We start from the raw sequence: 20,550 nt of genomic DNA on the forward strand, positions 1-20,550 counted from the left end.
CAGACCGGTCACCCGCCTGGTCACAGGTACGAGGGCCCGCTCACCCGATGCCTGAACGTCCACCACACCCACCCCTGCGAGGCGACCAGCAGCGGGATCAGGACGAGGACCACCGGCGCCAGCAGCGCCCCCGACGACCCCGCCACCAGCGGCAGCCGCAGCCCGGCCAGCACCCCGACCACCAGCAGCGCACCGGCCGTCAGCGCGTACGTGCGGCCCTCGCCCGCCTCGCCGGACAACACCCCGGCCCGCTCCCGCAACGGTCCGCGCAGCCGCAGCGCCGCGAACGCCAGCCCGTGCACCGCGAACAGCGCCGCCACCACCAGCGCGGCCAGCAGCACGAGCGGCCCCTGGATGCCGAGCAGCACCTCGGCCAGCAGCAGCCCCCAGCTCAGCGCCAGCCCCCAGCTCCCGGCCACGATCCCGCCGTCCCAGAACGCCTGCCAGCGCGCGCCGGGCACCCGCCCCCGCAGCCACAGGCCCATGTCCCTGACCACCCACGAGACGAGCAGCGCGACGACCACCGCGTAGTTGCCGCTCAGGAGGTGGCCCTCCAGGTCGGGGAAGAGCCCCGCGAGCACCCCGGCCGTGGCCACCAGCCACACCTCGTTGCCGAGGAAGAACGGCGCGATCGCGGCGATCACCTCGCGCCGCTCGCCCGCCGACCGCCCGAGGTACGGCAGTGCCATGCCGACCCCGATGTCGGCCCCGCCCAGCACGAGGTAGCCGAGGGCGAAGAAGGCCAGGACGAGGATCTCCATGATCGGCTCCTTCAGAAGGCGGGGACGGGGACGGGGGTCTCGGCCGGAAGGGCGCCGAGCGCGACCGCGCCGGGCCCGCGTCCGGCCGCCCGGGCCAGCAGCCAGTAGTTGACCGCGATCAGCGCCGCGAACACCGACGCGAACGCCGTCAGCGACAGCCGCATCTGGCCCGCCGTCACCGGCGACATGGCCTCGGACGTGCGCAGCAGCCCGTAGACCACCCACGGCTGGCGCCCCATCTCGCGGAAGGTCCACCCGGCGAGCATGGTGACGAACGGCACGGGGATCATCAGCGTCAGCAGCCAGTGCCAGGCACGGAAGCCGCGCACGACCGGCCGGAAGAACATCAGCAGCAGGCTCAGCCCCGCCACGAGGGTCATCACCACCCAGAGGATCATCATCGTGATGCCGGCCCCCTGCACCCAGCCGGTCGCAGGCAGGTAGTCGCCCGGCCCGAACTTGGCCGCCATGTCCGCCTGCACCGCGGCCAGCCGCTCGGCCTGGCCCGTCCAGGCCGCCGCCTTGGCCGGCTGGAGGGTCTGGAACCCGAGCCCGCCGAACGTCACCGTGAAGAACGAGGCCGGCAGCGCGACGCCGACGCCGATCCGCAGCGACTTCCTGAACAGGTCGTGCTCGGCCGTGCGCCTGCGCAGGTGGTAGGCGCTCACCCCGGCCATGAAGAACCCGCCGACGATCATCGCGCCGCCCATGACGTGCCCGAACGCGATCTGCGCGGCCGGGTTGGCGATCATCGCCCCGAAGTCGGTGAGCCGCAGCTTGCCGCCCTCGACGGCGTAGCCCACCGGGTTCTGCAGGAAGCCGTTGGAGATCATGATCCAGAACGCCGACGCGTACGCGGTGAGCGTGACGACCCAGATCAGCGCCAGGTGCGCCCAGCGGTTCAGCCGGTTCCAGCCGAAGATCCACAGGCCCAGGAACGTGGCCTCGACGAAGAAGGCCACCAGCGTCTCGATCGCCAGCGAGGCGCCGAAGACGTTGCCCGCGTAGTCGGTCAGCCCGCTCCACGACAGGCCGAGCTGGAACTCCATGACCAGCCCGGTGACGATGCCCATGGCGTAGTTGATGATGTAGAGCTGCCCCCAGAACCTCGTCATCCGCAGGTGGACGGGGTCGCCGCTGAAGGTGGCCCGGGTCTGGACGACGGCCACCAGTGTCGCCAGGCCGAGCGTCAGCGCGACGAAGAGGAAGTGCGCGCCCGCGGTGAACGCGAACTGCAGCCGGGCGAGGTCGACGGTGTCCATGCCGAGAGCTTGGCGGCACGGCCTGCTCCGCCGCGTCATGCTCCGGTCTGCAATCCGGCGTACAACCCCGGGCCTAAGATCACTAAAGTCGTACGACTCAGGTTGTAAGCCAGCCCGGTGTGATCATCCCGGCCTCGTAGGCGACCACCACGAGCTGGGCCCTGTCGCGCACGCCGAGCTTGGTCATGATGCGGCTGACGTGCGTCTTCGCCGTGGCGGGGCTGAGCACGAGCCGGGCGGCGATCTCGTCGTTGGACAGCCCGGCCGCCACCAGGCCCATGACCTCCCGCTCGCGCTCGGTGAGCGCGTTGAGCTCGGGGCCCGGCTCGGGCCGCTTGACCCGGCCGGCGAACTCCGCGATCAGCCGCCGCGTCACCGACGGCGAGATCAGCGCGTCGCCCCTGGCCACGACCCGGACCGCGTGGATCAGCTCGGCCGGCTCGGTGTCCTTGACGAGGAACCCGCCCGCGCCCGCCCGCAGCGCGCCGTAGACGTAGTCGTCCAGGTCGAAGGTGGTCAGGATGATGACCTTGACGCCGTCGAGCCGCGGGTCGCCGGCGATGCGCCGGGTGGCCTCCAGGCCGTCGAGCTCGGGCATGCGGATGTCCATGAGCACCACGTCGGGCCGGTGCTCGTGGGCACCCGCCACGGCCGCCGCGCCGGTGCCGGCCTCGCCGACGACCTCGATGTCGTCCTCGTCGGAGAGTATCGACCGGAATCCGGCGCGGACCAGGGTCTGGTCGTCGGCGAGCAGTACGCGGATCATCGGGCTCCGTTCAGTGGCAGGCGGGCGACGACGCGGAAGCCGCCCTCGGGGCGCGGGCCGGCCTCCAGGTCGCCGCCGAGCGCGACGGCGCGCTCGCGCATGCCCTGCAGGCCGAAGCCGCTGCCTTCGGTGTACGTGGCGCCCGGGCCGTCGTCCTCGACCCGGATCAGGATGTTCCCTGACGAATTGGTGACCGAGAGGGTGGCCTTCGTCGTGCCGGAATGGCGGGCGACGTTGGTCAGCGACTCCCTGATGATGCGGGCGGCGGCCAGGTCGACCTCGGTCGGCACGGCGTCCAGCGGCCCGGACGGCTCGACGGCCACCTCCAGACCCGACGCCGCGACCAGGTCCGGCAGCCGGGCGAGGCTGTCCGCGGGCGCGGTCGGCGCGTCCTCGTCCACCTGGCGCAGCACCCCCAGCGTGGTGCGCAGCTCGCGCAGCGTCTCCTTGCTGGTCTCCTTGATGGTCCGCAGCGCGGCCTCGGCCTTCTCGGGACGCCTGGCCAGCCCGTGCAGCGCCGCCGACGCCTGCACGTTGATCATGGAGATGTTGTGCCCGAGCACGTCGTGCAGCTCCCTGGCGATGCGCAGCCGTTCCTCGCTCTCGCGCCGCCTGGCCTCCTCCTCCTTGGAGTGCTCGGCGTCCAGCGCGCGCCGCTGGGCCTCCAGCAGGTACGCCCGGCGGTTCCTGGTGACCCCGCCGAACGCGATCGCGGCCACCACCCAGCCGGTGATCGCGCCGAACATGCTGTCGTCCACGTGCCTGGACCCGTGGGCCTCGCCGAACCCCATCGCCAGCAGCACGGCGGCCCCGGTGGCGATCGCGGCGACCAGCCGTCCCTGGTCGGCGGCGGTGTAGAGGGCCACGAACACCAGCACGACCAGCGGCCCGTCGAACCGGGCGAGCGGATAGTAGGCGGACACCGCCACGACGACCACGACCAGCGACGTGACGGGAAGGCGCCGCCGCAACAGCAGCGCGCCGCACGACACGATCGGCAGCACCACGTCGAGCACGCTGGCGGACTGCTCGCTCCTGAGCCCGGCGACCAGGGTGCCGGCGAGCGCGACGGTGACCACCACGAGGGACACCGTGCTGCTCGCCGACAATCTAGGCATGTGCTCCATTTTGTATGGTCGTGCGAGTGCTGGGGTAGTTGACCGAGATGAGTACCAAGGATGAGCTCCGGCAGGTCGAAGAGGACCTGGCCCGGCTGAAGGCGGAGAACCAGGACGTGCGCGACCAGGTGGGCACCATGGGCGCGACCGACCAGATCGAGACCGCGGCCATGATCGCCCAGGCCGACGAGCAGTCCGAGCTGATCGCCGACCTCGAACGACGCCGTGCCGACCTGGAGAGGCGGGTCGAGGAGGAGGGCTGAGGCTCAGCGGCGCAGCGGAGCGCCCACCTCGTGCAGGTGGCGCAGGGCCTGGCCGTAGGAGGCGAAGAGCCCGGTCTGCAGGTAGCTGACGCCGACCTCGGCGCAGTAGCTCTCGACGATGGGCTGCGCCTTGCGCAGGTTGGGCGCGGGCATGTTCGGGAACAGGTGGTGCTCGATCTGGTAGTTGAGCTGGCCGAGCGCCACGTCGGTGAACAGGCCGCCCCTGACGTTGCGGGAGGTCAGCACCTGCTTGCGGAGGAAGTCCAGCTTGTCGTCCTTGGTCAGGACGGGCATGCCCTTGTGGTTGGGCGCGAACGTGGAGCCCAGGTAGAGGCCGAACAGCCCCTGATGCACGATCAGGAACACCAGCGCCTTGCCGAACGGCAGCACGGCGAAGACCGCGCCGAAGTAGAGCACGAAGTGGGTGGTCAGCAGCGCCAGCTCCGCCCATGGCCGCTTGGTCGCCGGCGCCAGCAGCGCCTTGAAGCTGGCGATGTGCAGGTGCCAGGCCTCAAGGGTGAGCATCGGGAAGAACAGGATCGCCTGGTACCTCGCGACGGCACGCGGCAGGCCCGCGCTCCGCGCCACCTGGTCCTCCGACCAGACGATGACCGCGGGTGAGACGTCGGGGTCGTGGTCCTCGTGGTTGGGGTTGGCGTGGTGGCGGTTGTGCTTGCTGGTCCACCATCCCCAGCCCAGGCCGATGCCCAGGTTCCCCAGCAGGAGACCGGTCACGTCGCTCGGCCGCCGCTTCCTGAACACCTGGCGGTGGCCCAGGTCGTGGGAGACGAAGCCGATCTGTGCGAAGACCACGGCCAGCGCGACCGCGACGAGCAGTTGCCACCACGAGTCGCCCACCCAGGCGAACAACGCCCAGCAGCCGAGGTACGCGGCGACCACGATGGTGAGCCGCACCGCGTAATAGACGGGACGCCGGTCGAGGAGACCGGCGTCAGAGATTCGGCGGGCTAGTCGGGCGAAGTCACTGCCCCGGGTGTCGACCACACTTGGACTGGCCACAGATCTCCTCACATTGCGGTGGAAAGTTGCCACAACCCTGGCGTATCCGCCGCGAAACCGGAAGGTGTTCCATGGTCGTCCGGGGAGCGGCGGAGAAGGGGTTCGTCGTCGGTTTCCGTGGCCTCTTCCCCGACCATATGGCCCGGCGGCGCGTGCCGCGTACGCGACGGGCTCAGCCGAGCAGAGTAAGTGCGTGCCGCTCCGGGTTCGGCAGCGCGGTTCCCCTGGTCAGGGCCTCGTGGAAGGCGTCGGGGCCGAGGGCGGAGCGGCACCGTCCGTCCAGGGCGACCATGGCGGGGTCGGCGGAGTCGCCGAGGCCGCGCAGCGCGCGGGCCGCGCCCAGCAGCTCGGCCGCCGGCCGGGGCGGCAGGTGCTCGGCCACGCCTTCCAGCACGGTCGCGCGGGCCGTCCGGTCGCCGCAGGTCTCCATCAGCTCCAGCGCCGTGCGCAGTGGCGGACCCGGCTCCGCCACGCGGGCCAGCTCGACCTGCATGAACGCCCTGAACTGCACGGGAGCGTCCCCGCTGCCCAGCGCCAGCGCGCGGTCGAGCAGCCGGGCCGCCCCCGACCGGTCGCCGGCGCGCCGGGCCAGCTCGGCGCGGGCGTGCAGGACCCTGGCCTGGGTCACCGCGTCCTCGGCCCGCAGCGCCGACCGCCACGCCTGCGCCAGCGTGGCGGCGGCCCCCTCGTGGTCGCCCGTCCGCGCCTTGAGCTGCCCGAGCCGGAGCAGGAACGTCATCGGGCCGAACGGCGCGTCCAGCCCCGACAGCTCGGCGGCCAGGCGTCCCGGCTCCTCGGCACGGGCGAGCGCGGTGGCGAAGTCGCCCCGGTTCTCGGCGACCAGCGACAACCAGTAGAGGCAGGCCCACTGGCCCCAGCGGTCGCCGGTGCGGCGGAAGCCGTCGAGCGCCGGGCCGAGCAGGTCCTGCGCGCCGGCGACCGTGCCGTACTCGAACCGGACGATGCCGCCGACCAGCAGCGCGGCCGAGCGCGTCCACAGGTCGGGGGAGTCGCGCAGGCGCTCGACGGTGTCCTCGGTGAGCTCGACGACGTCGGCGGGCGGGCGTTGCGCGCCGCTCATGGCCCAGAAGTTCAGCGCGGCGGGATGGTCGGAGTCGAGCACCGCCGGGGTCGGCTCGCCGCCCGTGAGCACCTGGCACAGCCCGTGCGCCAGCTCGCGCCCCGGCGGTGGCACGTCTCCGACGCGGCGCAGCACGGTCGCCGCCCGCTCGCTCATCTCGCGCCGCCGTCCGCGCATGATCCACGGCCAGAACCGGGGCAGGATCAGCCGGAGCGGGTCGTCGGAGTGGCGCAGCGCGGCGTCGAGGTTGTCCTGCTCGGCGTCCAGCACCTCCAGCCAGGCGAGCTGCTCGCCGGTACGCAGGAGGGGATCGGCGGTCTCGGCCAGCCGGGTGTAGTAGCGGGCGTGGGCCTGCCGGAGGGCGGGCAGGTCGGCGGCGGCGTACTGCCTGATGGTGGCCAGCATCGAGTAGCGGTCGCCGGAGACCGAGACGAGCGACTTGTCCACGAGCGAGGCGAGATCGTCCGGGTCGCCGCCGCACACCTCCGCGACGGCCTCGTACGTCGCGCCGCCGGAGAAGACCGTCAGCCCGCGCAGCAGCTCGCGCTCGCGTGCCGACAGCAGGTTCCAGCTCCAGTCGATGACGTCGCGCAACGTACGATGACGCGGCTCGGACGTCCGCCCCCCGCGGAAGGCCAGCCGGTCCCCGAGCTGCCGGACCAGCACGGACACCGGCATCGTGCGCAGCCGGGCGGCGGCCAGCTCGATCGCCAGCGGGATGCCGTCGAGCTCCCGGCAGATGCGCCCGGCGTCGGCCGCGCTCACCTCCAGGCCGGGCCTGGCCGCCGCGGCCCGCGCCAGGAACAGCTCCGCGGCCTCGGGCAGCGGCGGGACGGGGTGCAGCACCTCGCCGGGGATGTCGAGCGGCTCCCTGCTGGTGGCCAGGACGCGCAGCCCGGCGACCTCCGACAGCAACCACCGCGCGACCGTGGCGGCCTCCTCCACGACGTGCTCGCAGTTGTCCAGCACGATGAGCGGCGACGTGCCGCGCAGCGCCCGGACCACGTCGGTCGTCCTCAGCACGCTCTCGACCGCGGCCCGCACGCCGGTGGCCGAGGCCAGCTCGACCAGCCACACGCCGTCCGGCACGTCCAGGCCGCAGGCCGCCTCCAGCGCCAGGCGGGTCTTGCCCACGCCGCCGGGGCCGACCAGCGTGACCAGCCGCTCGTCCCGGCCGCCCAGCAGGGCGTGGAGCCGGGCGACGTCGCCGGCCCGGCCGACGAAGCCGGTGAGCCGGGCGGGCAGGTTGCCACTCGGCGCGGGAGCCGGGTCGCGCAACGCCGCCATATGGGCCGCGCGCAGCTCGGGGCCGGGATCGACGCCCAGCTCGTCGGCCAGGTCGGCCCTGATCCGCTCGAACACCTCCAGCGCCTCGCCGCGCCGCCCGCGAGCCACCAGCGCCCGCATGAGCAGGGCGTGGAACGGCTCGCGCAGCCGGTGCGCGGCGACCAGCTCCTCCAACTCGGCCACGACCCCCGGCCCGCTGTCACGTCCGCCCTGCGACAGCTCGGCCACGACCCCCGGCCCGCTGTCACGTCCGCCCTGCGACAGCTCGGCCGCGGGGTCGGCCGCCAGGTCGGCGGTGATCGCGGCGGCCAGGGCCGTCAGGCGCAGTTCCTCCAGCCGGGCCGCGGGCGCGGTGGCGAACGCCAGCCCGGCCGCGTCCGCCAGGGCGGGCCCGCGCCACAACGCCAGCGCGCCGCGCGGGTCACCGGCCCGCACCAGCCGCTCGAACGCCGACGCGTCCACCTCGCCGGGCGGCACGTCCAGCAGGTAGCCGGCCGGGTGCGAGGAGATCAGCCCCGGCGCCTGCCTGCGGGCCCGCGACACCAGCGACTGGAGCGCCGCGGCCGGATGGGCGGGCGGCTCGCCGGGCCACAGGTCGTCGATCAGCCGGTCGGCGGTCACCACCCGGCCCGGGTCGAGCGCCAGACGGACGAGCAGGGCGCGCACGCGGGCGCCGCCGATCTCGGCCCCAGCCACCTGGAGCGGCCCCAGAACCCCGATCCGCATACCCCCACCGTACGGGCATACAAGCGTGCCGGGTTCCCGGCGGATCGCCCGCCTTCACCCGGTTCGAGCAGCCCGGAACAGCGAGCTCAACTCTCCGAGAGGCGGTCGAAGAGGGTGAGCGCCGCCTGGCGCACCTCCTCCGGGGTCAACCCGTCGAGGGTCTGCCGCGCGTCGGCGATGTCACGCGTCGTGGCCAGCGTGATGGCCACGGACGAGGCCGCGGCGCGGTCGATCGATCCCGTCGGGGCGGCGTCGGCCAGCTGCTGGGCGCTCGCGGCGAGGTCGAGGTTGTCTCTCAACGGATCTCCTCGGACGAAGTCGGCTTCGCACATTTCATCACTTTGCGTCGCCCCACATCCACCATTTGTTGAATTCGGGGCCTTATGCCCTGAGCGGGTCGTGGCCGACGGACATGAGCTCGCGCCGCGAGTCGTCGTCCGTCCGGTCACCCATGGTCTCGACCAGCTCGATGACCTGACGCATCACGTCCAGGTCGGCCTTGGTCAGGTCGCCCTTCCGCTTGCTCAGGACGTGCAGCACGCCCCTGCCCAGCTTGTCGATGCCCATGTCGGGGTCGGGAGGGAAGCCCTCCTCGTCCGAGGCGTCGGCGAGCAGGTAGCCGCGCAGCTCCTCTGAGTTCATGTTGACCGCCCGGTGGAACTCGTCCCAGAGCGTGTCCGTGTCGAAACCCTCAGTCATATGGGCCGCCTACCCGCCCGACCCTCGCGTTACGCCCCGGGAACGGTCAGCCCCGACTCGTAGGCCGCGATCACGGCCTGCACGCGGTCCCGCAGCCCCAGTTTGCTCAGCACGTTGCTGACGTGCGTCTTCACGGTGTGCTCGCTGACCACCATGGCCTCGGCGATCTCCGCGTTGGACAGCCCGCGCGCGATCAGCTGCAACGTCTCGCGCTCCCTGGCGGTCAGCGACTCCAGCGTGTGCGCGGGGGCGGCCGTCGTCGCGGGACGGGAGGTGAACTCGGCGATCAGCCTCCTGGTCACCGTGGGCGCGAGCAGCGACTCGCCCGCGGCCACCACCCGCACCGCGGTCACCAGGTCGTCCCGCCGCACGTCCTTCAGCAGGAACCCGCTCGCGCCCGCGCGCAGCGCGTCGAACACGTAGTCGTCCAGGTCGAACGTGGTCAGCATCAGCACCCGGCAGGCGGTCTCGGCGCACACGATCCTGGCCGCCTCGATGCCGTCCATCCTGGGCATGCGGATGTCGAGCAGCAGCACGTCCGGCTCGTGCGCCCGTACGGCGGCCACGGCCTCGACCCCGTCGCCCGCCTCGGCCACCACCGAGATGTCGGGCTGGGCGTCGAGGATCATCGCGAACCCGCCCCTGACCAGCTCCTGGTCGTCGGCCACCACGACGCGCACGCTCATCGGCCGGCCCCCAGCGGCAGCCGCGCCGACACGGCGAAGCCTGGCCCGTCCGCGCGCGGGCCGGCGGTCGCGCTGCCGCCGCAGGCCGCGGCCCGTTCGCGCATGCCGATCAGGCCGTTGCCGCCCGCGGGCAGCGCGTGGCCGCCGCCGCGCCCGTTGTCCGTGACGTCGATCATCAGGTGGTCGTCCTCCCAGGTGAGCCGGATCTCGGCGCGGTCGGCGCCGGCGTGCTTGACGATGTTGGTGAGCGCTTCCTGCGTGATCCGGTAGGCGGCCAGCGCGCTGTCGGGGCCGATCGGGCGGGGCTCGCCGGACTCGGCGAAGCTCACGTCCAGGCCGGCGCCCGCCACCTGGCCGGCCAGCGCGGGCAGGTCCGCGAGGGTCGGCTGCGGCGCCCGCGGCGCCTGCGGCTCGTCCTCCTTCAGTACGCCGAGCATGCGGCGCAGCTGCACCATCGCGTCCCGGCCCGCGGCGGCGATGGCGTCGAAGGCGGCCTCGGCCCTGGCCGGGTTGCTGCGCACCACGACGGGCCCCGCCTCGGCCTGGACCACCATGAGGCTGACCGCGTGGGCCAGGATGTCGTGCATGTCGCGGGCGATCCTGGCCCGCTCACGTTCGGCCGCGCGCTCGGCTTCCAATTGACGCTCCCTTTCGAGCCGGGCCGCGCGCTCGGCCAGCTCGGCGGCGTGGGCGCGGGACGTGGCCGCCGCGCGGCCGATGGCGTAGGCGGCGGTGAACAGGGCGACCCCGCGCATCGCGGTCTCCCACGAGCCGACGGCGGCCAGGCCGCCGACGAGGGTCACGACGAGCATGACGACCCTGGGCAGGCGGGGGGAGTAGGCGGCGACCGTGTAGAAGGCGACGAAAGCGCCGTACCAGATGGGCTGGCGGGCGACGTTGTCGGCGAAGTCGTAGAGCGCGCCCACGAGCAGACTGACGATCAGCATGGTCACCGGCCACCTGCGCCGCCAGACGACGGGGAGCGAGGCGCCGATCGCGACCACGTAGCCCCACCAGTCCCACCTGCCGCCGTACGGGTCCTGGCTGGAGATCAGCGGCCATACCTGGACGAGGGCGATCAACAGGGCGAGCGCCCCATCCACCCAGAGGTGGGGGAGCGCTCGAAGCCGGCGACGAAAGACGTCGACAAGCGTCAGATCGGACACGGGGTCCCATTGTTCCTCACGCATGGACGAGCGTGTGCCGGGCACCGGCCTGGGCCTGGCGGCGGGCCGGCGGCCAGAACGCCACCAGCATGAGGACGGCGCCGACCGGCATCAGGTCCAGGCTGACGAGGGGGACGACGACGTCGAGCAGGACGAGGACCGGCATCCAGGGCCTGACCTGCCGGCGTACGGCGAGGTGGATCACCAGGGCGAGCTGGGCGAGGTGGAACAGGGCCGGGCCGACGGAGTAGACGACCGGCGACACTCCCGGGACCGCCTGGATCTGCTCCCACAGCACCGTCATCGCGGCGTGGTCGGCGGCCATGAACCCGACGACGATGTCGATCACGAACTGCGCGGCCGCGCACGCGATGCCCACCAGGCCGACCACGAGGCTGGTGGTGGCGATGCGGCCACGGCCCAGCATCCGCCACATATCCCGAAATATCACGATGAACAGGGCGAGGGCGGCAAGAAAGGCGAGATGGCCGGTCGTCCAGGCCGGTCCAGGGCCCCGGCTACCGTCGAAGCCGTCGACGATCCGGATCACGCCGTACGACAGGACGAGCAGCGGGGCGGCCACGAAGGCGGCGCGGGTGTTCATCGCGGGTTCTCCTCAAGGGGCGGGGCGATGCACTTATCCTGCGGTTTTCCGCTCCGAATGTGATCGCCGGGACGGGCGATCCCGCGCCTCGCTCTCAAGAGGGATGCCCCTCGCTCCCGCGTCCCACATGCCTGCCGACAACAGGAGTCGGCTTGACAAGCGATCTTGTCGGTGCGATCGTCGGCCGCACACCGCGCCGGGCCGTGACAGGGAGACCGCCATGCCGCACGAGTTCGAGATCCGCCACGAGATCCCGCTGGACGCCGCCCCCGACGTCGTCTGGCGGGCCATCGCGGAGGGGCCCGGCATCGACTCGTGGTTCATGGGCCGTACCGAGCTCGAACCCCGTGAGGGCGGTCGGGGCGCGCAGACCTTCGGCGCCGACGTCGCCACCGAGTCGGTGGTGACCGCCTGGGAACCGGGCAGACGCCTGGCCCACCGGGGCGTGGAGAACCCCGACGGCACGTTCATGGCCTTCGAGTACCTGCTCGAAGCCCGCGGCTCGGGCAGCACGGTGCTCCGCTTCGTCCACAGCGGCTTCCTCGGCGACGACTGGGAGTCGGAGTACGACGACCTGGAGCGCGGCGACCTCCAGTACCTGTACAAACTGGCCGTCTACCTCAGGCACTTCCCCGGCAGGATCTCCACCCACAACCTGTTCCTGGCCGGCCCGTGCGCGTCGGAGGAGCGGTTCTGGGCCGCCCTCGGGGCCGCGCTCGGCGTCGCCGGCCGCCCGGTGGCGGGGGAGAAGGTGACGGTCGCGATCGAGGGGCGGGCGCCGGAGCGGGGCGTCGTGGAGTGGGTGACCGCTCCGGGCACGTTCGTGGCGGTCCGTACGGACGACGGCCTGTACATGTTCGTCCAGGGACGCGGCATGGCGGTGGTGGAGCACCACGCCTACACGCCGGTGGACGGCGAGGCCCTGGAGGCGGCCTGGACCCGCTGGCTCGGCACCGCCTCCGCCTGACCGCCGGCCCCAGGCCCTCAGGCGAAGAACTCCCGCAGCACCGGCGCCAGGGCCTCCGGCTTGACGATGTGGGTCTGCCCGTCGAGCGTGCGGTGGTCGGCCGCGGGCAGCGCCTTCGCCAGCGCGCCGACGGAGTTGCGCATCCACTGCGGGCTCTTCCCGCCGTCGGCGACGAGCGTCGGAACGGTCACCGACGCCCACGCGCCCTCCGGGTACGGCTCGCCCCGCTGGTGCGGGAAGACGAGCGCGGTGTCGTACGGCAGGGTGTGCGCCACGGCCTTGAGCTTGGCCCACGCGGGCATGAACCGCATCATCGCCACCACGACCCCCGGCAGGCCGACCCCCTCGCGCATGAACAGCCTGACCGCCTCGGCCCGGCGGCCCGCGGCCACCAGCGCCTCCAGCCGTCGCGGGTAGTCGTCCTTGATCGGGGGACGGGTGCCGTCCACGACGAACGGCGGCTCGTACAGGGCCAGGCGCTCGACCGGCAGGCCGTTCCGGACCGCGGCCAGGGCGAGGGCGGCGCCGGATGAGGTGCCGTACAGGCGGACCGAGCCGCCGGCCTCCTTGACGAGCGCTTCCAGGTCCTCGACCTCCCGTTCGGGGTCGTACGGCTTGGTGTCGCCGCTCTCGCCCCGCCCGCGCCGGTCGTAGGTGTAGACCGTGAAGTCGGGGGCGAGCGCTTCGGCGAGGCCGCCGTTGATGCTGGAGCCGCGGAAGCTGAGTGCGCCGTCCACGAGGATGACCGCCGGGCCCTGGCCTGCGCGTTCGTACGCGATGGGGGTGCCGTCCGCGGAGTTGATCATGCTGCTCATGGTGTTCCCTCCGTTTCGTGATGCCCACGGTAGCCACCGACAAATTAATTTGTCAAGAAATCTTTTGGGTGGGGACGTACTCATACGGGTGCCTCTGCGCTCTTACCGGGTGGAGTCGTCCCGAGCGCGGGGGACGCTGGGGCGGCTCCCACGTCGCGTGCCGCGAAGAGGAGGGGACGGCACGTGCCGCAGACGGGGGCGGGCGGTCTGCCAGCCGCACGCCCCGGCCGCGGCACGTGCCGTGGGCACCGCCGCCCGCCACCGCCCGCCCGGCGCCCGCCACCAGTCGCCCAGCGCCCCGCCGGCCGCCGGTTACGTCGCCGGGACCTTGACCGGCCCGCTCGCGGACGTCTGCGACCTGCGGCCGAGCCGCCGTACCGGCCCGATCACCAGCAGCGCCGTCACCACGCCGACCGTCACCAGGGCCGACCCCAGCATGAAGACACGCGGCTCGACCAGCGCGGTGACCGGGCCGGCCAGCGCCTGCCCGACCGCCATGCCCGCGACCGACCCGGCCACCTGGTAGGCGTTGACCCGGTTCAGCACGTCCGGCGCGACCTGGGTCTGCACGGTCGTCGACCACATCACCGACCAGAACGCCATCGCGCACCCCCCGAGCAGGTGCCCGGCCATCAGTAGCGGCAGTGGCGGCCCGAGCGCGACCGACAGCGGCACGGCGACGTACCCGATCAGCGCCACCGCCCCCGCCGCCAGCGGCCTGCGCGGCTTCAGCCTGATCGCCACCAGTCCGCCCAGCACGGTTCCGAGGCCGAGCGCCGCCATCACCCAGCCGTAGTCGGCCCCGATGACCTGGGACGACAGCGGCACGTACGGCCCCACCACCAGAACGCCCCAGAACACCCAGACCAGGATGACCGACCACATCCAGCTCCTGGACTTGAACTCCTCCCAGCCCCTGCGCAGGTCGCTCAGCACGTCGGACGGCTCCGGCCTGGGCACGGCGACCCGCACCAGCAGCAGGCACACCGCGCTGACCAGGAACGTCGCGGCGTCCACGGTGTAGACGAAGACCGGCCCGGTGGCCACGACGAGGATCCCGGCCAGCGCGGGCCCGGCGAGCTGGGTGACCGCCTCGGCGATCTTCAAGGTCGCGTTGGCCCGCTGCGGATCCTCGGCGACCAGCGGCACCATCCCGTTGACGCACGGTTCGAACACCCCGGCGGCCATGCCCGACAGGAACGCCATCGCCAGCAGCAGGGCGAACGGCGGGACCCCGTCGAGGAAGGCGACGGCGACGACCGCCTGGGTGACGACCCTGACCACGTCCGCGCCGATCATCAGGCGCCGGGGCCCGATCCGGTCGGCGACGACCCCGCCGAACAACATGACCAGCACGGCCGACGCGGTCCAGAGCGCGAGCACGAAGCCGACGCCGGCGATCCCGTAGACTTTGCCGATCGCCAGCGCCGAGGCGACGGGCATCATCGCGTCGCCGAGCAGCGAGATCGTGCGGGCCCCGAAGTAGAGGGCGAAACTCCTCGTCCACATGAGCCCCAATTCTGGATTTCTCCAGATCAAAGCGCCGGTGTCCCAAATGACATCATTGGGTACATTTGCGCCATGCCCCTGGACTGCCCCGAGACGCCTCCGGCCCCCGTGAGCCCGCACCGCGTGGTCGCCCTGGTCGCCCCCAACCAGGAGCTCTACCCCGTCACCTCGGCCTCGGCCGTCTTCGGCTACCAGGGCCCCGACATCCCCCAGCACTACAGCTACACCCTGTGCGCCGAGCGGCCGGGCTCGCTCCCCACCACCCTCGGCGTCCCCATGCAGGTGGACAGCGGTCTCGAAGCCATGGACGAGGCCGACACCGTGATCGTCGCGGGCTGGACCCTGGTCCCCTCGCCGGCCGTGCTCGACGCGGTGTCCCGGGCCCATTCCCGCGGGGCGCGCATCGTCGCCGTCTGCGCGGGCATCTTCATCCCCGCCGCCCTGGGCCTGCTGGACGGCCGCCGCGCGTCCGTCCACTGGGAGCTGTCCGGGGAGCTGGCCGCCCGCCACCCGCTCGTCGTCCCCGACGACACCGTCATCTACGTGGACCACGGCGACGTCGCCACCGCCGGAGCCTCGGCCGCCACCCTCGACCTGTGCCTGCACCAGGTGCTCCAGGACCACGGCGCGGCCCACGCCATGCGCATCGGCCGCCAGCTCGCCGCCGGACCGCACCGCGAGGGCTGCCAGCGCCAGTACCCGCCGCTGCCCACCGCGGGGCCCATGCCGGACTCCCTGGCCCCGCTGCTCGAATGGCTGCTCGGCCGCCTGCCCGACCCCGTCACCGTCGAGGACATGGCCGCCTACTCGGGCGTCTCCGCGCGTACCCTGACCCGGCAGTTCGCCGACCAGCTCGGCGTGCCGCCCGCCCGCTGGCTGCTGGAACGCCGGCTGGCCGCCACGCGCGCCCTGCTGGAGGAGACCGACCTGCCGGTCGAGACCATCGCCACCCGCGTCGGCCTCTCCTCGGCCGTCAACCTCCGCCGCCGCTTCCACACCGCGCTGCGCACCACCCCGGCGGCCTACCGCCGCTCCTTCCGCTGACGGGTGGCGACCGCCGTCAGGCCGCGTGCCAGGGGCGGGTGGGCTCGGTCTCCTTGGCGGCGTCCGCGACGCGCACCGCGTACGTCGGGCGCCCGGCACCGGGCACCGGCCCGAGGTAGGAGTGGCCGGTCAGGTGGCACCACGCGGGCAGGTCGACGGGCGCGGCGGGGTCGGTGGCGATCAGGTGGATCACGGCGCCGGGACCGGCGCGCAGCACGTGCCCGCGCAGCTCGATGAGCAGTTGCACGCACATCTTGTCGCCGCCGTCGATCACGAGATCAGGTTCGGGCATGCGTATAGGAAACCACGCGTCGCCGTCGAGTAGGTTGAGGCCTGTTCTGGCCCGGTGAGAGGCCGGAGCAGGCGTCGGACGGTAACGGCCCGGACACAACGGGCGGATTATCCCAGTAAAAGGGCCATAATCCTGTTCAAGTGTTGGGGAAGGCGGTGATGAGATGACCGGGTTCACCGAGATCGCCGAAGAGGCCGGGCCGGGGGAGCGTCGCGGGACCGGGCGCGGCTCCGCGGGCCGGGGCGTGCGGCTCGCGCGCATCACGGCCGTCGTCCTGGCGGTGGCCTCGCCGGTCCTCACGGTCGCCGCGCTGCTCGTCTACGCCCGCCTGCCGGAGGCCTGGACCCCGCTGCGAACCGCCTCGCCCCAGACGGCCGCCGCCCTGACCTTCCCCGCGGTCGGCGCGTTCCTGATCTTCCACCGGCCGCGGCTGAACATGGCGTGGCTGATGGTCGCGGGCGGCATCGCCGCCGCCGTGAGCGACCTGTCCAGCGCGCTGATGTTCCGGCTGGCCGCCGACGGCGACCTGGTCGCGGCCGGGCTCGTACGCTTCCCCGCGCAGGTCGGGTGGGCGGTGTGCGGCCTGGCGCTCACCATGCTGCTGCCGCTCTACTCGCCCGACGGGCGGCTGCCCTCGCCGCGCTGGCGGTGGGTGCTGCTGCTGGGCGCGTTCTCGCTCGGGCTCGACCTGGCCCGCTCGGTGTTCCGGCCCGACCCGCCCCCCGGCAGCTACCCCTACCCGGCCGTCATCCCCAACCCGCTGCAGATCCGCGCGCTCGGGCCGTACGTGGAGGCCGTCTCCATGGTCGCCTGGACCGGCATCTACGTCGCCATGGCGCTGACGGCGCTCTCCCTGGCGCTGCGGCTGCGCAGGGCCGACCCGGTGGGCAGGCGGCAGATCGGATGGCCGCTGTTCGCGTTCGCGGGCTATGTCGTGTTCCTGATCATGGCCGCGTTCGTGCCGGCGCTCCTGTGGCCGAGCGTCGTGTGGGCGGCGCTCATCCCGGTCGCCGTCGCGTTCTCGGTGACCCGCTACCGGCTCTACGGCATCGACACGGTGATCAGCCGGGCCTTCGTCGCGGCCGGGCTGGTGGCCGTGGTGAGCGCGGTCTACTTCGGCGCGGGCGCGCTGTCCAGCCTCGTGGTCTCCGGTTACGACGAGATCGCGGGCATCGCCGCAGCGCTGTTCGCGGGCGCGTTCTTCCAGCCGCTGCGGCACGTGCTGCAACGCGCCGTCGACCGCTTCCTGTACGGCAGCGTCGGCGACCCCGCCGTGCTGGCCGAACGCCTGACCCAGGCCGTCCGGCGCGGCGACCCGGCCAAGGCGCTGACCTCCGTGGTCAGCGTGCTGCGCGACGGGCTCGCGGTCGAGGGCGTGGCCGTGGAGGTCGCCGACGGCGAGCCGCGTTACGTCGAGAGCGGCCGGGTGGGCGCGGAGCCCCGCCAGGTGCCGCTGGTGTGGCACGGCGAGCGCGTCGGCCGCCTGTTCGTCGGGCCGCCCGGCCCGCGCCGCTTCCCCGCCGCCCACAACGAGCGCGTGCTCAGCACGCTCACGCCGTACGCCGCCGACGTGGCCCACGCCGTGCGCATGGCCGCCGACCTGCAGCGGTCCAGGGAACGCATCCTGACGGCCAGGGAGGAGGAGCGCCGCCGCCTGCGCCGCGACCTGCACGACGGGCTCGGCCAGACCCTCTCGGCCATGGCCATGACCATCAACATGGCCAGGATGAGCCTGAAGAAGTCCCCCGACGCCGCCGACGAGCTGCTGCGCGAGCTGCACACCGGCATGGGCGCGGTCACCGACGACATCCGCGAGCTGGTGTACGGCCTGCGCCCGCCCGCGCTCGACGACCTCGGCCTGGCCAGAGCCGTCCGCGAGCTGGCCGGCCAGTCCTCCCCGGACACCGAGATCGAGGTGGAGGTCGAGGGCAGCCTGACCGACCTGCCCGCCGCCGTCGAGGTGGCCGTCTACCGGATCGTCCAGGAGGCGCTGACCAACATCCGGCGGCACGCCAGGGCCTCCCGCGCCCGCATCGTGCTCCAGCGGGACTCGGTGCTGCGCGTGCTGGTCGCCGACGACGGCCGCGGGCTGCCCGCCGCGTACAGCGCGGGGGTGGGCCTCGGCTCGATGCGGGAACGGGCGGCCGAGCTCGGCGGCATCTGCGTCGTCAACAGCGGGCCGGGGGCCGGGACGCGGGTCGAGGTCATGCTGCCCCTGGGCTCGGCCGCGAAGGAGCCGGTCAGGCCGCCGCGCGCGGGCCGCTGAGCGCCTCGCCGCGCCGGGCAAAATTAACCGAGGGTAGTTTTGATCTCACTCTTGGTGTGGAACATGGTGAAGTATCACCTCATTCCTCACGGAGGACGTGCCTTGCCCCAGCACACACCCCGCCTGGTGATGTACTACCGGACCCACTGCGACGGCGGCCTCTACGTCTCCCCGCTGCCCCTGATCGAACGGCGTACCGGCCTCACCCACCTGGTCGTCGCCACCGTGGAGGTGGGCGCGGGCGGCGACGTCCGGCTCAACGGCGCCCCGCCCGACTGCCCCGACCTGACCCAGATGTGGGACGACGTGCAGGTCACCCAGGTGTACGGCGCCCGGGCCCTGGCCATGATCGACGGTCTCGACCGCCTCGACCACGACTTCGGCACCTGCTACCCGCCGCTGCGCCGCCTGCTCGCCCGCCACCGCCTCGACGGCGTGGACCTGCACCTGACCGAGACCATGTCGCCGCCCGGCCTCGGACGCCTGATCGACCGGCTGCGCGCCGACTTCGGCCCGGCCTTCCTGCTCGCGCTCACCCCGTCCGCCGCCGTGGACCACGAGCAGGTCTTCCGCGACCGGGGCGCCGACCTCGCCTGGCTCAACCTGCCGATGTACGGCCCGCGAAGCCTGGCCGACCCGTGCGACTACGACGCCGTGCTCGCCGGAGGAGTGGTGCCGGCGGGCAAGCTGGTGGCCGGGGCGGTCACCAGCCCCGACAACGGGGGCGGCGGCCACGTCGAGGTCGACCGCCTGGCGGCCACCGTCGCCGAGCTGCTGCACCGGCATCCCGGGATGGGCGGGGTGAGCGGCTGGGAGTACTACAACGCCCTGCCCGGCGGCACGGACGCCCCCTGGCAGTGGGCCGAACGCATCGGCGCCGCCCTCAAACTGACCGGCAAGCCCTGAGCCTGACCCGCAAGCCGTGCCCTTCCAAAGCTCCGGCCCTTCAAGCCCCGCCCTGGACAGGCGGGGTCAGCGTCGCCGGCGCTTCTGGGCGCCCGCCGTCTTGCCTGGCTTGCGGGGCTTCCTGGGCAGACGCCCGCGCTCGCCCGGCGGCCGTACGTGCACCCCGCGCCACCGCTGCAACGCCACGCGCGCGGCCGAGGCCACCCGGGGCGCCGGATGGTGCTCGATGAGGAAGCGCAGCATCGGCGTCGTGTAGGGATGGTCGCTGCACGTCATCATGCCGAGCATGCTCAGCACGGCGTCGACGTCGAGGTTGCCGGAGAGCTGGAGTATCGACTCGGCCGGGCCGCCGATCTCCATCGCGGCCACGGTCATGTCGGCGTACACCCAGGCCACGTCGACGGGGGCGGGCGGGACGTCGTGGTCCTCCTTCTCCCGGGCCCGGATGAGCGCCCCCAGCCGGGGCACCTCGCGCAACGCGGCGGCGATCTCCTGCCCCGGTCGGCCGAGGTCCTCCAGCAGCACGGTCAGGCCGACGGCCCGGCTCAGCGGGCTGACGTCGAGCAGGACGTCGGCGATCTCCTCGGCGGCCCGCGCCGGGTCGCGCCCGCCCAGCCAGACGCGCACCTCCTCGGCGCGTTCGTCGTCGTCGTAGGTGCGCAGGGCGCGCAGCAGCGTGGGGGCGTCGGCGCCGGCCGTGCCGCCGTGGACCGGGATGTCCTGGCCGATGAGGGTCTTGAAGAGGTCGAGCGCGCTCCACGTGCCGAGCGGGGTCAGCGACACCGACGAGCCCTCGCGCCGGATCAGCCGCAACCAGGCCAGCTCGTCGGCCGCCTCGTCGGTCAGCTCGGGGATCTCCGCCACCGGCAGCGCGTCGCGGTGGCTGAGCAGCATGAGCAGGGTGCTCGTGCCCGCGTCGAGCGCCGCGGCGTCGGCCTCGGGGGAGAACAGCGAGTAGAGGATGTCGCCCCACGTGTCCAGCACGTCGTCGGCCGGCCCCGACGCCAGGGTCTCGACCGCCGGGCCGGTCGTGGCGGCCCCGTCGCGTACGTCGATGAGCCGGCTGTCCTCGGCCACGCCCCACAACCGCCCCTGCTCCGGCCGCGCCGCCCCCGGCTCACCGGCGGTGGAGGCGAGGCGGAGCAGGTCGTGGACGATCGGCGTGGCCCGGACCACGGCCGCGAGGTCGTCGGCCGGGAGGAGGCGCACCGGCGGCTGGAGGGTCACGAGCGGCAGCAGCTCGGCTTGATGGAGGAAAGGGTCCACGGTGGGTAAGGTTACTGTCTCACTGCGTGACGCTGCCCGCTCTTTG

20 protein-coding genes are annotated in these 20,550 nt (G+C 73.1%); 5 read left to right on the forward strand and 15 right to left on the reverse strand.

Features of this window, described 5'->3' with window-relative positions; translation table 11 throughout:
* Nucleotides 1-20: 20 nt before the first annotated feature.
* The 4 genes from ABZ444_RS22590 to ABZ444_RS22605 form a co-directional block, all read right to left on the reverse strand.
* Nucleotides 21-761 carry a cytochrome d ubiquinol oxidase subunit II gene (locus tag ABZ444_RS22590; RefSeq protein ID WP_358000031.1) on the reverse strand — a complete coding sequence of 247 codons (741 nt, stop codon included), beginning with the start codon at nt 759-761 and terminating at the stop codon, nt 21-23.
* A gap of 11 nt (nt 762-772) precedes the next feature.
* On the reverse strand, nt 773-2,023 hold the full coding sequence (locus ABZ444_RS22595; protein ID WP_358000034.1) for a cytochrome ubiquinol oxidase subunit I: 1,251 nt from the start codon (nt 2,021-2,023) through the stop codon (nt 773-775).
* A 97-nt stretch (nt 2,024-2,120) separates the two neighbouring features.
* A complete protein-coding gene (locus ABZ444_RS22600) occupies nt 2,121-2,789 on the reverse strand; it encodes a response regulator transcription factor (protein ID WP_352361586.1) in 669 nt (222 codons plus the stop codon).
* Entirely contained in the window at nt 2,786-3,907 is a 1,122-nt protein-coding gene (locus tag ABZ444_RS22605; protein WP_358000037.1) for a sensor histidine kinase, read from the reverse strand. The genes ABZ444_RS22600 and ABZ444_RS22605 overlap by 4 nt, the downstream gene beginning before the upstream one ends.
* A 47-nt stretch (nt 3,908-3,954) precedes the next feature.
* Here ABZ444_RS22605 and ABZ444_RS22610 point away from each other — a divergent pair, with 47 nt between their 5' ends.
* Nucleotides 3,955-4,170, forward strand: coding sequence for a hypothetical protein (locus ABZ444_RS22610; protein WP_358000040.1), 216 nt, complete (start codon nt 3,955-3,957; stop codon nt 4,168-4,170).
* Nucleotides 4,171-4,173: 3 nt separating this feature from the next.
* Here ABZ444_RS22610 and ABZ444_RS22615 read toward each other — a convergent pair whose 3' ends face one another.
* The 7 genes from ABZ444_RS22615 to ABZ444_RS22645 form a co-directional block, all read right to left on the reverse strand.
* Nucleotides 4,174-5,130 carry an acyl-CoA desaturase gene (locus ABZ444_RS22615; protein WP_358000100.1) on the reverse strand — a complete coding sequence of 319 codons (957 nt, stop codon included), beginning with the start codon at nt 5,128-5,130 and terminating at the stop codon, nt 4,174-4,176.
* Between the two features lie 232 nt (nt 5,131-5,362).
* The gene (locus tag ABZ444_RS22620) at nt 5,363-8,284 is read right to left on the reverse strand and encodes a BTAD domain-containing putative transcriptional regulator (RefSeq protein WP_358000043.1); all 2,922 of its coding nucleotides are present in this window, start codon (nt 8,282-8,284) and stop codon (nt 5,363-5,365) included.
* An 86-nt stretch (nt 8,285-8,370) separates the two neighbouring features.
* A complete protein-coding gene (locus tag ABZ444_RS22625) occupies nt 8,371-8,583 on the reverse strand; it encodes a hypothetical protein (protein ID WP_358000046.1) in 213 nt (70 codons plus the stop codon).
* A gap of 82 nt (nt 8,584-8,665) precedes the next feature.
* A complete protein-coding gene (locus ABZ444_RS22630; RefSeq protein WP_357976345.1) occupies nt 8,666-8,983 on the reverse strand; it encodes a DUF3140 domain-containing protein in 318 nt (105 codons plus the stop codon).
* 29 nt (nt 8,984-9,012) lie between these two features.
* On the reverse strand, nt 9,013-9,669 hold the full coding sequence (locus ABZ444_RS22635; protein ID WP_357976348.1) for a response regulator transcription factor: 657 nt from the start codon (nt 9,667-9,669) through the stop codon (nt 9,013-9,015).
* Nucleotides 9,666-10,751: a histidine kinase gene (locus ABZ444_RS22640; RefSeq protein ID WP_358000049.1), complete on the reverse strand. Its 1,086-nt coding sequence runs from the start codon at nt 10,749-10,751 to the stop codon at nt 9,666-9,668. Before ABZ444_RS22640 ends, ABZ444_RS22635 begins: the two co-directional genes overlap by 4 nt.
* 100 nt (nt 10,752-10,851) lie before the next feature.
* Nucleotides 10,852-11,439, reverse strand: a complete 588-nt coding sequence (locus ABZ444_RS22645) for a hypothetical protein (RefSeq protein WP_358000052.1) — start codon at nt 11,437-11,439, stop codon at nt 10,852-10,854.
* 220 nt (nt 11,440-11,659) lie between these two features.
* Here ABZ444_RS22645 and ABZ444_RS22650 point away from each other — a divergent pair, with 220 nt between their 5' ends.
* A complete protein-coding gene (locus ABZ444_RS22650; protein ID WP_358000055.1) occupies nt 11,660-12,406 on the forward strand; it encodes an SRPBCC domain-containing protein in 747 nt (248 codons plus the stop codon).
* 17 nt (nt 12,407-12,423) lie between these two features.
* Here ABZ444_RS22650 and ABZ444_RS22655 read toward each other — a convergent pair whose 3' ends face one another.
* Together ABZ444_RS22655 and ABZ444_RS22660 are read right to left on the reverse strand one after the other, a co-directional pair.
* Complete coding sequence (locus ABZ444_RS22655; RefSeq protein ID WP_358000058.1) at nt 12,424-13,212, reverse strand: alpha/beta hydrolase; 789 nt, start codon at nt 13,210-13,212, stop codon at nt 12,424-12,426.
* 321 nt (nt 13,213-13,533) lie between these two features.
* Complete coding sequence (locus ABZ444_RS22660) at nt 13,534-14,730, reverse strand: MFS transporter (protein WP_358000061.1); 1,197 nt, start codon at nt 14,728-14,730, stop codon at nt 13,534-13,536.
* Between the two features lie 72 nt (nt 14,731-14,802).
* Here ABZ444_RS22660 and ABZ444_RS22665 point away from each other — a divergent pair, with 72 nt between their 5' ends.
* A complete protein-coding gene (locus tag ABZ444_RS22665; RefSeq protein ID WP_358000064.1) occupies nt 14,803-15,774 on the forward strand; it encodes a helix-turn-helix domain-containing protein in 972 nt (323 codons plus the stop codon).
* A gap of 16 nt (nt 15,775-15,790) precedes the next feature.
* Here the strand turns inward: ABZ444_RS22665 and ABZ444_RS22670 are convergent, their stop codons facing one another.
* On the reverse strand, nt 15,791-16,066 hold the full coding sequence (locus tag ABZ444_RS22670) for a sulfurtransferase TusA family protein (RefSeq protein WP_352323132.1): 276 nt from the start codon (nt 16,064-16,066) through the stop codon (nt 15,791-15,793).
* 163 nt (nt 16,067-16,229) lie between these two features.
* Between ABZ444_RS22670 and ABZ444_RS22675 the strand changes: the two genes are divergently transcribed.
* A complete protein-coding gene (locus ABZ444_RS22675) occupies nt 16,230-18,332 on the forward strand; it encodes a histidine kinase (RefSeq protein WP_358000067.1) in 2,103 nt (700 codons plus the stop codon).
* A 102-nt stretch (nt 18,333-18,434) separates the two neighbouring features.
* Nucleotides 18,435-19,238: a hypothetical protein gene (locus ABZ444_RS22680; protein WP_358000070.1), complete on the forward strand. Its 804-nt coding sequence runs from the start codon at nt 18,435-18,437 to the stop codon at nt 19,236-19,238.
* Between the two features lie 66 nt (nt 19,239-19,304).
* On the opposite strand, the gene ABZ444_RS22685 is transcribed toward ABZ444_RS22680, so the two are convergent.
* Nucleotides 19,305-20,504, reverse strand: a complete 1,200-nt coding sequence (locus ABZ444_RS22685) for a hypothetical protein (RefSeq protein WP_358000073.1) — start codon at nt 20,502-20,504, stop codon at nt 19,305-19,307.
* Nucleotides 20,505-20,550: the final 46 nt, after the last annotated feature.

This window comes from Nonomuraea sp. NPDC005730, assembly GCF_040630865.1.
Classification (GTDB): domain Bacteria; phylum Actinomycetota; class Actinomycetes; order Streptosporangiales; family Streptosporangiaceae; genus Nonomuraea.

Coding starts and splice junctions, on each gene's coding strand:
- ABZ444_RS22650 (WP_358000055.1), top strand. CDS start 11,660: ATGCCGCACGAGTTCGAGATCCGCCACGAGATCCCGCTGGACGCCGCC.
- ABZ444_RS22635 (WP_357976348.1), bottom strand. CDS start 9,669: ATGAGCGTGCGCGTCGTGGTGGCCGACGACCAGGAGCTGGTCAGGGGC.
- ABZ444_RS22610 (WP_358000040.1), top strand. CDS start 3,955: ATGAGTACCAAGGATGAGCTCCGGCAGGTCGAAGAGGACCTGGCCCGG.
- ABZ444_RS22620 (WP_358000043.1), bottom strand. CDS start 8,284: ATGCGGATCGGGGTTCTGGGGCCGCTCCAGGTGGCTGGGGCCGAGATC.
- ABZ444_RS22645 (WP_358000052.1), bottom strand. CDS start 11,439: ATGAACACCCGCGCCGCCTTCGTGGCCGCCCCGCTGCTCGTCCTGTCG.
- ABZ444_RS22605 (WP_358000037.1), bottom strand. CDS start 3,907: ATGCCTAGATTGTCGGCGAGCAGCACGGTGTCCCTCGTGGTGGTCACC.
- ABZ444_RS22665 (WP_358000064.1), top strand. CDS start 14,803: ATGCCCCTGGACTGCCCCGAGACGCCTCCGGCCCCCGTGAGCCCGCAC.
- ABZ444_RS22675 (WP_358000067.1), top strand. CDS start 16,230: ATGACCGGGTTCACCGAGATCGCCGAAGAGGCCGGGCCGGGGGAGCGT.
- ABZ444_RS22655 (WP_358000058.1), bottom strand. CDS start 13,212: ATGATCAACTCCGCGGACGGCACCCCCATCGCGTACGAACGCGCAGGC.
- ABZ444_RS22670 (WP_352323132.1), bottom strand. CDS start 16,066: ATGCCCGAACCTGATCTCGTGATCGACGGCGGCGACAAGATGTGCGTG.
- ABZ444_RS22590 (WP_358000031.1), bottom strand. CDS start 761: ATGGAGATCCTCGTCCTGGCCTTCTTCGCCCTCGGCTACCTCGTGCTG.
- ABZ444_RS22595 (WP_358000034.1), bottom strand. CDS start 2,023: ATGGACACCGTCGACCTCGCCCGGCTGCAGTTCGCGTTCACCGCGGGC.
- ABZ444_RS22660 (WP_358000061.1), bottom strand. CDS start 14,730: ATGTGGACGAGGAGTTTCGCCCTCTACTTCGGGGCCCGCACGATCTCG.
- ABZ444_RS22600 (WP_352361586.1), bottom strand. CDS start 2,789: ATGATCCGCGTACTGCTCGCCGACGACCAGACCCTGGTCCGCGCCGGA.
- ABZ444_RS22630 (WP_357976345.1), bottom strand. CDS start 8,983: ATGACTGAGGGTTTCGACACGGACACGCTCTGGGACGAGTTCCACCGG.